This window comes from Halobaculum marinum (assembly GCF_029338555.1).
Taxonomy (GTDB): Archaea; Halobacteriota; Halobacteria; order Halobacteriales; family Haloferacaceae; genus Halobaculum; species Halobaculum marinum.
Genome location: NZ_CP119989.1, coordinates 552,476 through 565,691 on the forward strand (window position 1 = coordinate 552,476; position 13,216 = coordinate 565,691).

Here is a 13,216-nt window from a genome sequence, read left to right on the forward strand (position 1 = left end):
CAGAGGCGGTACTCGCTCCCGAATATCCCCACAGTTCGTCCCCATGACCGACACACCCACCACCGACGACGACGCCCGCGACGCAGCCAACCACGACGACGCCGACCACGACGCAAGCGGCAGCCACGCCCACCCCGACCCGATCGACTGGCGCGACGGCGCCGCCGAGGCCGCGGCGTTGCGCGAGCACCTCCTCGACAGGGTCGCGACCGAGGCGGTCGGCCTCGACCGGATCGCCGGTCGGCCGCTCGCCGAAGCGGTCGACGCGCCGACGGCCATCCCGGCTCAGAGCCACGCGACGATGGACGGCTTCGCGCTCGACGCGTCCGACGACTACCCGCTGGAGGTGGTCGACGCCGACGTGTTCCCGGAGGACGACGCCCCGGACATCGAAGCCGGACAGGCGGTCCGCATCGCCACCGGCGCGCCGGTGCCGGCGTCGGCGAACGCCGTGCTCAAACGCGAGGAGGCGACCGTCGAGGACGGCCTGCTCACGGGGCCGTCGCTCGACCCGGGGACGTACGTGTACGAGCGCGGGAGCAACGTCGCCGAGGGTGAGCGTCTGTTCGACGCCGGCGAGCGTCTCGCCCCGCGCGACGCGATCCTCCTGGGTGATCTGGGGATCGACGAGGTCCAGGTTCGCGAGCGGCTCTCCGTGGGCTTGCTCGCCACCGGCACCGAGATTCACGAGGGCCGCCACACGGACCTCGACTCGCCGATGCTGGCGAACCTGCTCTCGGCGTGGGGGCACGACCCGGTGTACGAGGGCACGGTGCCCGACGACTACGACCGCGTCGAGTCGCGGATCGCCGCGCTCGCCGACAAGCACGATGTCGTCGTCACGACTGGCGGCACCAGCGTCGGCGACAAAGACCACGTCGTCCGCGCGCTCAGGAACTTGGGCGACGTGCTGTTCCACCGGGTCGCGCTCCGTCCGGGCAAACCCATCGCCGTCGCGGACCTGCCCGCCCACGATGCGGTCGCGGTCGCGGTTCCCGGCAAACCGGTCGGCGCGCACGCCGTGACGACGCTCGTCGCTCGCCCGCTGTTCACCGGCGAGACTGCGCTCCCGACCGTCCCGGCGACGCTCGCAGTCGACGTGGGCATCGGCGTCCCCGGCTTCGACTACGCCGTCCCGGTGACGCTCGACGACGGCACCGCGATGCCGCTGGGCCACGTCGACTCCGACCTGGCGGTGTACGAGGAGACGTTCGACCCGAGCGTGCTCTCGTCGAGCACCCGGGCGACTCGCGCGGACGGCTTCGTGCTCACCGAGACGGCGTTGGCGGCGGGCGACGAGGTCCGCGTCGTCCCCTACCCGGCGGTCGAGCGATGAGCGGCGGCGACCTCCCGATACGCGAGCCACCAACAGCCGCCGGCGAGCGGACCACCCTCGACGACGCTCGCGTCGCGGGCGTCGTGCTCGCGGCGGGGACGAGCTCCCGCTACGGCGACCGGAACAAACTCCTCGAATCGGTCGGTGGCGACGACTCCGACGGCGACCCCATCGTGCGGACGGCGACGCGGACGCTCCTCGCTGCGGGGCTGGACCCGGTGGTCGTCGTCGTCGGGCACGAGGCCGCCCGTGTCGCCGCGGCGGTCGCGGACCTCCCGGTCGAGACGGTCGAGAACGAGGCGTTCGCGGCGGGACAGTCCACCTCCGTCGCCGCCGGCGTCGAGGCGGTGGCGGCCCACGACCCCCCGGTCGACGCGGCGGTCGTGGCGCTCGGTGACATGCCGTTCGTGGCGCCCGACACCGTCCGCGCGCTCGTCGCCGCCTACGCCGCGGGTGTCGGCGACGTGCTCGCGCCGGCGTACGAGGGGCGGCGCGGCAACCCCGTGCTGTTCGACCGTCGCTTCTTCTCGGCGCTCGCCGACGTCGACGGCGACGTAGGCGGGCGTGCGATTCTCCTCGGCAGCGACGACGCCGCGCTCGTCGCGGTCGACGACCCCGGGGTCCGGCGCGACGTCGACGAACCGGGCGACGTGTAGTCGCGGTCGCGCGGCGGCGTCGCTCCCGCGCTCGTTCGTGGGCTCGGTGTCGTCAGCCGAAGCGTCGGCGAGACGACGGCTACTCGTCGTCTTCGTCGCGGATCAGCTTCTCGACGACGATCTGGCCGTCGCGGACGTGCCACTCGACGCGGTCGCCCGCGCCGACGTCGAGGAAGTTCCGAACCGGTTTCGGGACAGTCGTGAGGTTCTTCTCGGAGACCTTCGTGTTCGTCAGCGTACCCATCGGTACCCAGTACGCACCTAGCATACACGTAGTTTCCGCTATGTCACGGCGACGGACACGCCGCCGCCGCAGGCGTCCTCGCGTGCTACTCGGCGCGGCCCCGTCCCCGGCCCGTCGACCCCCAGCGGTGGGCGCCGCCGTCGGAGGCGCGCGAGAAGTCGCGACCCAGGCGGTCGCCGTCGAGCAGTCCCGGTCCGGGGACGTACTCGTGGTCGCCGCCGTCGCGCGCGACGAGCAGGTCGCGCTCGGCCATCGTCGACAGCACGTCGCGCACGGTTCGCTCGCGCCCCGGGATCAGGTTCGCCTCCTCGACGACCGACTCGACGTCGACGCGCCCACGTAGCAGCGCGAGGCGGATGGCGGCGACCCACGCCGGTTCGCGCTGCATCTCTCTGCACACGACCCGCCGGAGGAGGAGCGCGTACAAATATGTTCGTCACTCCGGGCAGACAGATCGGCAGGGCGGCACGCTGGCACGTCGCCGCCGCGTGAGAGCGCTTAAGAAGCGGCGGGCGAGAGAGCAACCAACTGCATGGTCGAGCCGATCCTGAAGTGGGCCGGAGGGAAGCGCCAACTCCTCTCGGAGATCACGGCGCAGTTCCCCGTCGCGTTCGACCGCTACCACGAGCCGTTCATCGGCGGCGGCGCGGTGTTCTTCCACCTCGAGCCGGACGCCGGCTCTCTCAACGACCTCAACGACCGGCTGACGACCCTCTACGAGGTTATTCGCGACCGCGACCCCGAGGTGCTCATCGAGGAGAACCGGAGCCACGAGCACTCGGAGGAGTACTACTACGACGCCCGCGACGAGTTCAACGAGCTGCACGCGGTCGCCGACAAGACCGACCAACAGCGCCTCCGCGAGGCGTCGCTGTTCGTCTACCTCAACCGGACCTGCTTCAACGGCCTCTACCGCGAGAACAGCAGCGGCGAGTTCAACGTCCCCGTCGGCCGGTACGCCAACCCCGACTGGGTGCAGGCCGACCGCATCCGCGCGCTCCACGAGGTGCTGCAGGACACGACCATCCACAACGAGGACTTCGAGTACGTGCGCGAGGCGGCCACCGCTGGCGACCTCGTCTACTTCGACCCGCCGTACGAGCCGGTGTCGACGACGGCGAACTTCAACGACTACCACGCGGAGGGATTCGGCAAGGACGACCAGAAACGGCTCCGCGACCTGGCGGTCGACCTCGACGAGGCTGGCGTCTCGGTCGTCCTCTCGAACTCGCCTCCGGTCGCCGAGTTGTACGAGGAGTACGACCAGTTCGAGGTGAACGTTGTGCAGGCGACGCGGGCGATTAACAGCGACGCCGACAACCGCGGCGAGGTCGCCGAGGTACTGATCACGAACGTGCCCGTCGACGAACAGCGGCGGACGACGCTCTCGTCGTTCGAGTGAGGGCCGCGCGAACGGCGGCGGCGACGGCGTCGCGGGCATCCCGCCCGCGACCCGAACCGCGGGTATTTTTATGGGCACACCCGTAGCCCGCGATATATGTTCAAGGCCATCGTGAGCGCCTCCACCCTCCGGGACGCGCTCGATTCGGTGAGCGTGTTGGTCGACGAGTGTAAGATCCGGCTCAACGAGGACGAGCTGGCGATCCGCGCCGTCGACCCGGCCAACGTCGGCATGGTCGACCTCACGCTCGAGGCCGCGGCGTTCGAGTCCTACGAGGCCGACGGAGGGGTCATCGGGGTCAACCTCAACCGCCTGGAGGACATCGCCGGCATGGCCACCTCCGGCGACCTCGTCCAGTTGGAACTCGACGAGGAGACCCGCAAGCTCCACATCCAGATCGACGGCCTGAGCTACACGCTCGCGCTCATCGACCCCGACTCCATCCGCCAGGAGCCGGACATCCCGGATCTGGACCTGCCCGCCGAGATCGTCGTCGAGGGCGCCCAGATCAACCGCGGGATCAAGGCCGCCGACATGGTGTCGGACCACATCCGCCTCCGCGTCGACGAGGCCGAGGAGGCGTTCTTCATCGAGGCCGAGGGCGACACGGACGACGTCGACCTCCGTCTGGACCGCGAGGACCTCATCGACCTGCAGGCCGGCCCCGCCGACTCGCTGTTCAGCCTCGACTACCTCAAGGACATGAACAAGGCCATCCCGAGCGACGCGGAGGTCCGCGTCGAACTCGGCGAGGAGTTCCCCGTCAAACTCCACTACGAGTTCGGCGAGGGGATGGGGCAGGTGACATACATGCTCGCGCCGCGCATCCAGAGCGACTGACGGACGCACACGCCCCTGCTCGGGCGCGGTCGTCGGTCGACCCGCGCGCTGTCGGGCCGTTTCTGCACTCGACTCCACTCTCTCCGAGCGACTGGCGGGCCCCTCGCTACGACCCCGACGACGCTCGAACGAGCCGCCCTGCCGCGACCACGCCACGACCGAACAGCCACGCGCCGACCACGCAGGCGGCGAGTCCCGCGGCGGCCGCCGCCACGGCGGGCCAGTTCGTCGTCGCCGCCACGCAGGCCGGCGTCTCGCGGGCACAGGAGCCGAACAGGTCGCGCTCGAACGCGGCGACGTCGACCAGCCACGCACCGACGCCGACCGCGACAGCGCCGGCCACCGCGTAGAGCGCGGCCCGCCGCGGCGTCGGCGGCGTCGACGACGCGGCGACGAGTGGCCCCGCCCACCCGGACAGCGCCGCCGCGGCGAGGAGACACAGCGCCGCGGGAACGAACAGGAAGCCGACGGTCATGAGTCCGACCGCCGAGAACGCCGTCACCGTCAGCGCCGCGACCCACACGCCAAGGCGCCGGCCGGTCCAGGCGGCGACGCCCCCACCGACCGCGACGGCCGCCGCGCCGCCGACTAGCGCCGTGACGAAGACGTCGGCGAGCGGTGCGGGGGCGACGACGCCGACGGCGGCGACCGTCGCGGACGCCGCACCGAGTACGCCGAGCAGTCGGCTCGCTGCGCGTCGACGGCCGGCGGGAGGGCGGGAACGCACACAGACTCGTTCGCGGATCTCCGCTGAATAGTTTCTGGAGGGGTGACACGTCCAGCCGGGGGCCGTCCAACCAGTCGATCGGTCGGACGGTTCGGGCGCGAGCGCGACCCTGTTCTCCGAGGCCGCGGTCACTTCGCGCCCGCGGCGTCGCTCCCGCCGAGTGTCCGGCCCCGCGCGAGCACGTACACCACCGGCACCAACAGCACCGCGCCGGCGACGAACGGCGACCAGTAGGCGAGCACGTACGCCGACGCCGCCACTGGCGGGCCGACGGTCCGCCCGAGGCTCCCGGCGCCCTGCGTGACGCCGAAGGCGGCGCCCTGTGTCTCGTCGCTCGCGCGGTCGGAGACGAGCGTCGACAGCGACACGTTCAGCGAGCCGTTGCCGAACGACAGCAGCGCGCCGACGGCGAACAGTGCGACGGTCGGCCCGGTGAGGAGCGGCCCGGACAGCAGGCCGTCGCCGGGGTCGCCCGGCAGCGGGAGGAGCGCACCAATCTCGGGGGTGAACGGGAGGAACGCGAGCGACGCCGCCAGCGCCGTCCCGCCGACGACCGCCAGTTTGATCGCGCCGAGGTACCGCTCCAGTTTCCCGACGAGGACGCCCTGGTTGATCGTGCCGAGTACGCCGATGTAGGTCAGGAACACCGCCGCCGCGGTGGCGTCGTAGCCGTAGTAGTCCGCAGCAAAGGGGATGAACATCACCTGGATGCCCGCGAACGCGACCGAGGTGACGAAGTACGACGCGACGAGCGGCCGGAGCGCGTCATCCGCCAGCGCCGTACGGAACTGCTCGACCAGCGAACTGCTGCGGGCGCCCGTCGACCGCGTGCGCTCGGGCTCTTTCAACACGATGAGGGCGGCGCCGAACGCGAGGAACGACAGCGCCGCGGCGGTGAAACTCGGGAGCGTGAACCGTGTCGTCGGGACGAACGCCGGGAGCAGTGCGTCCGCCGCCGAGACGACCTGGTCGCTGGCGGCGACGCCGCCGAGCGCGGGGCCGAACACGAACCCCAGCGAGAACGCGGCGCCGACGAGCCCCAGGGCGCCGGCACGCCGCTCGCGGGGGGTCACGTCCGCGATGTACGCCTGCGCCGCGGAGATGTTGCCGCCGGCGGCGCCCGCGAGCGTCCGCGAGATAAGCAGCGTGGCGACGGCCGCGGCGGTGCCGGCGACGGCGCCTATCTCGGTGGCGAAGCCGAACACCAGCCACGCGACGCCGGCCATCGCGACGGAGAAGGCGATCACCGGGCGACGACCGCGTTCGTCGGAGATGCGGCCGAGCGTCGGCGCGGCGAGGAACTGCGCCAGCGAGTAGGAGGCGGCGGTCAGGCCGATGAACACGTCCGAGACGCCGAACGAGCGCACGTAGAACGGGAGGATCGGGATGACGACGCCGAAGCCGAGCAGGTCGAGGAAGACGACGCCGATGACGACCGCGACGGCGCGCCGGGAGCCGCGGGGGGTGTCGTCCCCGCCGTCGGTCGACGAACCGCCGGCCGCCGCGTCGGCGGCGTCGGGGTCGTCGGACGAAGTGGTCACGGCGGACCGTCGGCGTGCGGGAACTTAGCGGTCGTGGTCGGGTCCGCCGGTCGACGCAGAAGACACTTACAGCGCTACAGGCGATCCGCAGGCGATGCCCTCCGACCGCACCGCGCTCGTGCTCGTCTTCGTCGGCCTCCTCCTGCTCCCGGGGCCGGCGTACGCGTTCGCGCTCGACGCCGCCGACGGCCCCGAGCGGTACCGCTCCTCAGCGGGCTACGCGGCGACACCGATCGACTACGAGAACGACACGGTGCTCGCCGAGCAGTACGCGGCCTCGCTCACGTTCCGCCCCGAGTCGTTCCAGTACCGCCACGTTCGAGACGACTTCCGCGCACCTAACCGGACGCGCGAGGTGCTGGAGACGGCGATGGCGACTGGCTCCGCGACCGTCGACTCGGACGCGGTCGCCGCCGACGTGCGGCAACTCCGCCGGAACTACTCGTTCCTCTCGGCCGAGTACGACACCTACCACGCGTTCACGCTGGCCGACGGGGAGGTGACGACGACCGTCGCGAACGAGTCAGATGTCGCGGCGGCGGTCCGCGAGGAACTGGTGGTCTCCTACGACGACCTCTCGCCGGCCGAACAACAGACGTTCCGGAAGATCCGCAACGCCACCGAGTCCGACGACGCGTTCGCCTACCGCCCGTGGAACGACGAGCCGGTTCCCGACGACCCCATCGTCGAGCGCGACGGCACGTACTACGCCGTCGAAGCCGTCTCACACACCGACGACTTCGGCTTCCCAGAGGGGACGTTCGTCGGGCTAGTCGCCAGCGCCGTGGGGATAGTCGCGCTGCTGGCGGGGCTCGGGACGCTCGGATACAATCGCTGGCGGACTTGACGGCCCAGTTCGAGGCGACGGCTCAGCCGTGGCGCTCGATGACGCGCTTGGCGGCCTGTGCCTTCTCCTTCCAGCCGTAGCCGGCCTCGTACACGTGGCGCTTGCTGTCGACGAGTTGTTCGGGTGAGGACTCCTCGAAGCCGCCGCGGTCCCACGTGCCGGAGGTGTGGAGCCAGTCAACCACGTTCTGGCGGGTCTCCTGCCACGAGAGCCCGACCATCTCGTACCACGCGACCATCGCGAACACCGCGTTGTCGTGGCAGCCGGGGTAGCTCCCCTTCCGGTAGATGGTCGCCATCGGCTCGCGGGTCGGCTCCGAGACCTCCTCGCGGTAGCGCTCGGCGGTGAGCAGGCGGAGCGTGTCGCCGTCCTCCTCGACGCGGCCCTCGCGCTGGAGCAGGTCCAGCGCCGCGCGGTGGAGCCCGGACCACTCGTCGTGGACGGCGTGCTGGAGGGCAGACTCCGTGACTGCGCCGTCGACGAGGACGGTGAGCACGTCGGTGTACGCCTGTTCGATGTGGTGCCACTCGGTCCCCTCGAAGTCGCAGTCGGCGTCGTGCAGGCTGTTCGTGGTGCGACAGCCGGGGCAGGGGTACGCGAACCGGGGCACGGGTGTCCTGTGTTGAGAGAGTCGACGGCTTAGGTGTCGTGGTTCCGAGCGCCGACCGAGTCCCGCCTCGGCGGCGGTCACTCGTCGGTGGGGTCGGTGGCGGCGGTGGCGCCGTCGACGTCGCCGGCTACTCGTCGACGAACGTCACGCCGGTGACCTCGAAGCGCGCGCCGCCGTCGTCGCCCTCGGTCAGCCGAATGTCCCACCCGTGAGCGTCGGCGACCTGCTTGACGATCCGGAGGCCGAAGCCGGTGCCGCCGTCGGCGGTCGAGAACCCCGCCTCGAACACCGACTCGCGGTCCGCCGGCGCCACGCCGACGCCGTCGTCCTCGACGGCGAACCCGTCCGCGAAGTCGGAGACGACCACGGTGACCTCGTCGCCGCCGTGTTCGACCGCGTTGCGGACGAGGTTCTCGAACAGCTGTTTGAGGCGGCGGCGGTCCGCCTGGATCGACCGTTCTGCAGTCACGACGAGCGTCCCTCCGGGTGTCTCCACGTTCCCCCAGCACTCGCGCGCCGTCGTCGCCAGGTCGACCGACGTGGGGTCGATTTCGTCGTTCCCATCGCGAGCCAACGCGAGCAGGTCGTCGATGAGCGCGCCCATCCGGTCGTGTGCGCGCTCGACGGCGTCGAGGTGCTCGCTGTCGCACTCGTCTTTCACGAACTCCAGTCGACCGGTCGCCACGTTCAGCGGATTGCGCAGGTCGTGGGAGACGACGCTCGCGAACTCCTCCAGCCGCTCGTTTTGCCGCCGAAGTTCGTTGCGGCTCTCGCGAAGCGACTGCTCGCCCTCCAGCACGTCGAGGGCCGTCTCGGCGGCGGTGGCGAGGATGCCGGCGAGGAACTCGTCGCTCTCGTCGAACGCGTCCGGGGTCGTCTCGGCCACCGAGAGCGTCCCGAACTCCCCCATCGGGAGCACCATCAGACTCCGCAACCCCGTGCCCGCGTCGAAGGAGCCCTCGACCGCCTCGATGTCGTCGTACACGCGGGCTTCGCCGTCCTTGTACGCGTGCCAGTTGAGGCTGGGCGACTCCGCGGAGAACACCGCACGCGGCGGGAGCAGGCCGCCGACCGTATCGGACTCGGCTACCGGGACGAGTTCGTCATCCGCCGAGTCGTGGAACCGAACGACGACGACCGAGAAGCCGAGGATGTCCTCGGCGGCCGCGACGACCCGCTCGGCGACCGCCGCTCTCGACTCGGCGGTGACGAGTTCTCGCGTCGCGTTGTGGAGCCGTTCGAGGCTCCGCTGGCGCGCGCGGTGCGCCTCCTCGCGGGCGACGCGGTCGAGCGCGGTCTCGAGGTAGTTGGCGAGGATCTCAACGAGCAGTCGGTCGGTCTCGGAGTATGCGGCTCGCTCGGGCGAGGAGACGATGAACAGGCCGTGGCCGCCGAGTGGGTGGAACACGACGCTCTCGGCGGGCGTCTCCTCCTCGAGTTCGGATGTGCGGGTCGTCGATTCGAGGTACGTCGGGTCGCCGTCGTCGAACACGTCCCACGCGAAGTTGGCCCGCGTCCCCGACGGCGCCGACTGGTCGTAGACGGGTTTCTCCCCGAACGTCTCGGCCACGGGGTCGCCGACGGCAATCGGTTTCAGGCTGTTCCCGTCGTCGGTCACCATGTGGACGCTGCTCAAGTCGGCGCCGATGATCTCGGCGGCGGCGTCGACCGCCAGCCGCGCCGTCTCTTCGACCGTCTGTGTGTAGTTGAGTGCGCGCGAGCGTTCGCGGAGCTGCTCCAGCTTCCGGTCGCGACGCTTACGCACCGAGATGTCTCGACTGCTGACGAGGAAGCGGTCCTCGCCGTCGAGGTCGAGGCGTCTGACGTGGATCTTCGCCGGAAACGTGGAGCCGTCGCGGCGCTCGTAGCGCCCCTCCAACTCCAGTCGTTCGCCTGGCTCCATCTCTCTCCACAGTTCGCGGCCCTCCTCGCGGTCGATCGATCGGTCGAGATCCCACACCGCCATCGAGGTGAGTTCCTCGACGTCGTACCCGGTCTCTGCGCACAGTTGTGGGTTCGCGTCGACGATGTTCCCCTCGGCGTCGTGGACGTCGATCATGTCCGGCGAGTGCTCGAACAACGCCTCCAGTCGGGCGGTCGTCTGTTCGAGGCGACGCTGGCGCTCCCGGCGCTCGGTCACGTCGGTGATGAACCCCTCGATGGCCTCCAGCGCGCCGTCGGCGTCGTACACGCCGCGGCCGCGCTCCCACACCCACCGCGTCTCTCCCTCGCGCGTTCGGATTCGGTAGGTGAGTTCGAACCGCTCGCGGTCGTCGAGCGCCTCCTGGACGGCCTCCCAGGTCCACGTCTGGTCGTCGGGGTGGATCACCTCCTCGCCCCACACCACCTCGTCGCCCTCCAACTCCGCGGCAGTGTACCCCGTCAGCACCTCCACCTCCCCGTCGGCGGTCTCCATCGGCCACGTCGGCTCGTTCAGACACCGGTAGATGATCCCGGGGAGCGTGCTGATCAGCGTCTCCAGTCGCCGCGTCCGTTCGGTCAGCATCTGGCGCGACCGGAACGCCTCGACGGCGTTCACGATCCGGTTCGCCAACAGCGTGTACTGGTCGCTGCCCGGCCCCTTCTGGAGGTAGTCGGTCACCCCTGCCGAGATGGCTTCGCTCGCGATTTCCTCGGACCCCTTCCCAGTGAACAACACGAACGGTAACTCCGGGTACTCCGCGCGCACCGACCGCAGGAACTCGATTCCGTTCTCGCGAGGCATGTCGTGGTCGGAGACGATACAGTCCACCCGCTCGCTCGCCAACACCTCCCGCCCTTCTTCGGCGCTACTCGCGCTGTGGACGGTAATTCGGTCGTGTTCGCGCTCCAGATACGTCGCGACCAACTCGGCGAACGCCGGCTGGTCGTCGACGTGGAGCACTCGTATCGCGTCGTCGGTGTCGGGCATGGATCCGATAGTCGACCTGAGATTACACTGGGACCTCATAAGTGGTAGCCGTCCGAATATCAGATAGATCACACGCTGCCCGCTCCGGCGGGGAGCGCCGAGATTTAAGCGGGTGCCCCCGGAACACTCGCGTGATGCCCGAGTTCGACACCATCGTCGTCGCGACCGACGGCTCCGAGAGTGTGAGCCGTGCGGTCGACGCGGCGCTGGATCTGGCCGAGCGCTTCGACGCGGCGGTCCACGCGCTGTACGTCGTCGACAGCGGCGAGGTGGACTCCTCTCCCGAGGCCGTCCGCGAGCAGATGCGCAACGCCCTGCAGGAGCGCGGCGGCGCCGCCATCGTCGACGTTCAGAAGCGCGCCGGCCGCGACGTGACCGCGGTCGTCCGGGAGGGGCGCCCGGCAAACGAGATCGCCGACTACGCCCGCGAGATCAACGCCGACCTCGTCGCCACCGGAACCCGCGGTCGCCACGGCGAGAACCGCTTCCTCATCGGGTCGGTCGCCGAGCGCGTCGTCCGCACCTGCCCGGTCCCCGTGCTCACGGTGCGGCAACTGGACAGCGACTCCGAGGTCGACGCCTCGGCCTGAGCGCGCCACGGGACCGCGCCGCCGATTGTCGTGGTCTCGCTGCGCTCGACCACGCAGCACGCTCGCGGGTCGCTACGCTCCCCGCTCGCAGTCTCGTGGCCTCACTCCGTTCGGCCACGCACCGACTGGGCGGCGCGCCACGGGACCGCGCCGCCGATTGTCGTGGTCTCACTCCGTTCGGCCACGCGCCACACCACCGCTGTTTTCCCCACCCGTCCCAACCCCGCGGTATGGACGACGAACTCATCGAGACGAGCGCCCTCCCGCTGGACCGCCGCTCGCGGATCCCCGGGAAGGGGTTCTTCTACCCGGACTCGCTGGACGAGGACCGCTCGGAGGAGCGCGCGAAGGAGGCCGTCGAGGGCGCCGAGGCGGTCGTCATCACCGACTCCGACGCCGACGGCCTCGGCTGTGTCGCGCTGATCCGCGAGGCGTACGACGCCGCGCTCGACCCCGAGCCGTTCGAGGCACGGCGCCGCGCCAAACTCGACGACACGTACGAGGAGGAGTTCGGCGAGGACGCCGACGAGGACGACGACCGCGAGGAGTCGCCCGTCGCGCTGCTCCCCTCCGGCCCCCACTCCTTCGAGGAGGATCTGGAGTACGCCGCCGAGTTCCTGGAGGACGGCACCGACGTGTTCGTCTGCGACATCTGCCCCGACGAGTTCCAGTACATCGCCGAGGACCTGACGGCGGTCGTCGAGACGGCGGACGCGGTGCGGTGGTTCGACCACCACCAGTGGGACGAGGAGCTGGCCGCCTCGGTGCGCGAACTCGGCGTCGACCTCGTCGTCGGCGAGAGCGACGAGGAGTGCTCCACCGACGTGACGCTCCGCTCGCTCGACTACGACTTCGACGAGCGGTTCGTGGAGTTGGCGGCGGTGACCCGCGACCACGACCTCTGGCTCAACGAGGACCCCCGCTCGCACGACCTCGCCGACTACGCCTACTGGACCGGTGCCGAGGAGTACGCCGCCATCGTCGGCGCGTACGGCGCCGAACTCCCCGCGGTCGCGACCGAGTACGTCGAACACCGCCGCGTCGAGAAGCGCCAACTCATCGAGAAGGCCGTCGACCGCGCGGTCCACCACGAGGTCGGCGACTGGACCGTCGGCGTCACCTACGGCCGCTGTTCCCAGAACGAGGTCGCCGACGCGCTCCGCGAGGAGGGCGCCGACGCCGCGGTGATCGTCAAACCCTCCGGCTCCGCCTCCATCCGCGGCTCCGAGGGGTTCGAGCGCGCCCACGAGGTCGCCGGGCAGGTCAACGGCGGCGGCCACCCGAAGGCCGCCGGCTGTAAGCCCGACGTGTACGACGACATGCTCGACTACGCGCACCACTGGACGACCGAAGGCGCGACGACGAAGCGCGTCATCCTCCGGGCGTTCGAGGCGCTCGTCGACGAGGACGGCGAGGCGGACGGCGGCGACGAGTAAGCAACCAGTTCGCGGCGACGTCGATCCGGAGCCGGCGGCATCGAGCGGTGATAACCCTGTGCGTCCGGCTCTCGCA

At 70.6% G+C, this 13,216-nt stretch carries 13 protein-coding genes; 7 read left to right on the plus strand and 6 right to left on the minus strand.

Annotated elements, in window-relative coordinates:
* Nucleotides 1-43: 43 nt before the first annotated feature.
* Nucleotides 44-1,336 (plus strand): molybdopterin molybdotransferase MoeA, encoded by a 1,293-nt coding sequence (locus P0R32_RS02915; protein WP_276238429.1) that lies wholly within the window; start codon nt 44-46, stop codon nt 1,334-1,336.
* A complete protein-coding gene (locus P0R32_RS02920) occupies nt 1,333-1,992 on the plus strand; it encodes a nucleotidyltransferase family protein (protein ID WP_276238430.1) in 660 nt (219 codons plus the stop codon). Before P0R32_RS02915 ends, P0R32_RS02920 begins: the two co-directional genes overlap by 4 nt.
* 79 nt (nt 1,993-2,071) lie before the next feature.
* On the opposite strand, the gene P0R32_RS02925 is transcribed toward P0R32_RS02920, so the two are convergent.
* Together P0R32_RS02925 and P0R32_RS02930 are read right to left on the minus strand one after the other, a co-directional pair.
* On the minus strand, nt 2,072-2,236 hold the full coding sequence (locus P0R32_RS02925; RefSeq protein WP_276238431.1) for an AbrB/MazE/SpoVT family DNA-binding domain-containing protein: 165 nt from the start codon (nt 2,234-2,236) through the stop codon (nt 2,072-2,074).
* An 85-nt stretch (nt 2,237-2,321) separates the two neighbouring features.
* A complete protein-coding gene (locus P0R32_RS02930) occupies nt 2,322-2,636 on the minus strand; it encodes a hypothetical protein (protein ID WP_276238432.1) in 315 nt (104 codons plus the stop codon).
* A 132-nt stretch (nt 2,637-2,768) separates the two neighbouring features.
* Here P0R32_RS02930 and P0R32_RS02935 point away from each other — a divergent pair, with 132 nt between their 5' ends.
* On the plus strand, nt 2,769-3,638 hold the full coding sequence (locus P0R32_RS02935; RefSeq protein ID WP_276238433.1) for a DNA adenine methylase: 870 nt from the start codon (nt 2,769-2,771) through the stop codon (nt 3,636-3,638).
* A 96-nt stretch (nt 3,639-3,734) separates the two neighbouring features.
* Nucleotides 3,735-4,478, plus strand: coding sequence for a DNA polymerase sliding clamp (locus P0R32_RS02940; RefSeq protein ID WP_276238434.1), 744 nt, complete (start codon nt 3,735-3,737; stop codon nt 4,476-4,478).
* A gap of 106 nt (nt 4,479-4,584) precedes the next feature.
* Here the strand turns inward: P0R32_RS02940 and P0R32_RS02945 are convergent, their stop codons facing one another.
* Together P0R32_RS02945 and P0R32_RS02950 are read right to left on the minus strand one after the other, a co-directional pair.
* Nucleotides 4,585-5,205: a hypothetical protein gene (locus P0R32_RS02945; protein WP_276238435.1), complete on the minus strand. Its 621-nt coding sequence runs from the start codon at nt 5,203-5,205 to the stop codon at nt 4,585-4,587.
* Nucleotides 5,206-5,333: 128 nt separating this feature from the next.
* On the minus strand, nt 5,334-6,746 hold the full coding sequence (locus P0R32_RS02950) for an MFS transporter (RefSeq protein WP_276238436.1): 1,413 nt from the start codon (nt 6,744-6,746) through the stop codon (nt 5,334-5,336).
* Nucleotides 6,747-6,840: 94 nt separating this feature from the next.
* Between P0R32_RS02950 and P0R32_RS02955 the strand changes: the two genes are divergently transcribed.
* Nucleotides 6,841-7,593, plus strand: coding sequence for a DUF7979 domain-containing protein (locus P0R32_RS02955; protein WP_276238437.1), 753 nt, complete (start codon nt 6,841-6,843; stop codon nt 7,591-7,593).
* 22 nt (nt 7,594-7,615) lie between these two features.
* On the opposite strand, the gene P0R32_RS02960 is transcribed toward P0R32_RS02955, so the two are convergent.
* Nucleotides 7,616-8,203, minus strand: a complete 588-nt coding sequence (locus P0R32_RS02960; RefSeq protein WP_276238438.1) for a DUF7474 family protein — start codon at nt 8,201-8,203, stop codon at nt 7,616-7,618.
* A gap of 127 nt (nt 8,204-8,330) precedes the next feature.
* Entirely contained in the window at nt 8,331-11,114 is a 2,784-nt protein-coding gene (locus P0R32_RS02965; protein ID WP_276238439.1) for a PAS domain S-box protein, read from the minus strand.
* 134 nt (nt 11,115-11,248) lie between these two features.
* Here P0R32_RS02965 and P0R32_RS02970 point away from each other — a divergent pair, with 134 nt between their 5' ends.
* Together P0R32_RS02970 and P0R32_RS02975 are read left to right on the plus strand one after the other, a co-directional pair.
* The gene (locus P0R32_RS02970; RefSeq protein WP_276238440.1) at nt 11,249-11,704 is read left to right on the plus strand and encodes a universal stress protein; all 456 of its coding nucleotides are present in this window, start codon (nt 11,249-11,251) and stop codon (nt 11,702-11,704) included.
* A 230-nt stretch (nt 11,705-11,934) separates the two neighbouring features.
* Entirely contained in the window at nt 11,935-13,140 is a 1,206-nt protein-coding gene (locus P0R32_RS02975; RefSeq protein ID WP_276238441.1) for a DHH family phosphoesterase, read from the plus strand.
* Nucleotides 13,141-13,216 lie beyond the last annotated feature (76 nt).

Excerpts from the sequence above, each read along its gene's own strand:
- P0R32_RS02915 (WP_276238429.1), top strand. The coding sequence starts at position 44 with ATGACCGACACACCCACCACCGACGACGACGCCCGCGACGCAGCCAAC.
- P0R32_RS02920 (WP_276238430.1), top strand. The coding sequence starts at position 1,333 with ATGAGCGGCGGCGACCTCCCGATACGCGAGCCACCAACAGCCGCCGGC.
- P0R32_RS02925 (WP_276238431.1), bottom strand. The coding sequence starts at position 2,236 with ATGGGTACGCTGACGAACACGAAGGTCTCCGAGAAGAACCTCACGACT.
- P0R32_RS02935 (WP_276238433.1), top strand. The coding sequence starts at position 2,769 with ATGGTCGAGCCGATCCTGAAGTGGGCCGGAGGGAAGCGCCAACTCCTC.
- P0R32_RS02940 (WP_276238434.1), top strand. The coding sequence starts at position 3,735 with ATGTTCAAGGCCATCGTGAGCGCCTCCACCCTCCGGGACGCGCTCGAT.
- P0R32_RS02955 (WP_276238437.1), top strand. The coding sequence starts at position 6,841 with ATGCCCTCCGACCGCACCGCGCTCGTGCTCGTCTTCGTCGGCCTCCTC.
- P0R32_RS02965 (WP_276238439.1), bottom strand. The coding sequence starts at position 11,114 with ATGCCCGACACCGACGACGCGATACGAGTGCTCCACGTCGACGACCAG.
- P0R32_RS02970 (WP_276238440.1), top strand. The coding sequence starts at position 11,249 with ATGCCCGAGTTCGACACCATCGTCGTCGCGACCGACGGCTCCGAGAGT.
- P0R32_RS02975 (WP_276238441.1), top strand. The coding sequence starts at position 11,935 with ATGGACGACGAACTCATCGAGACGAGCGCCCTCCCGCTGGACCGCCGC.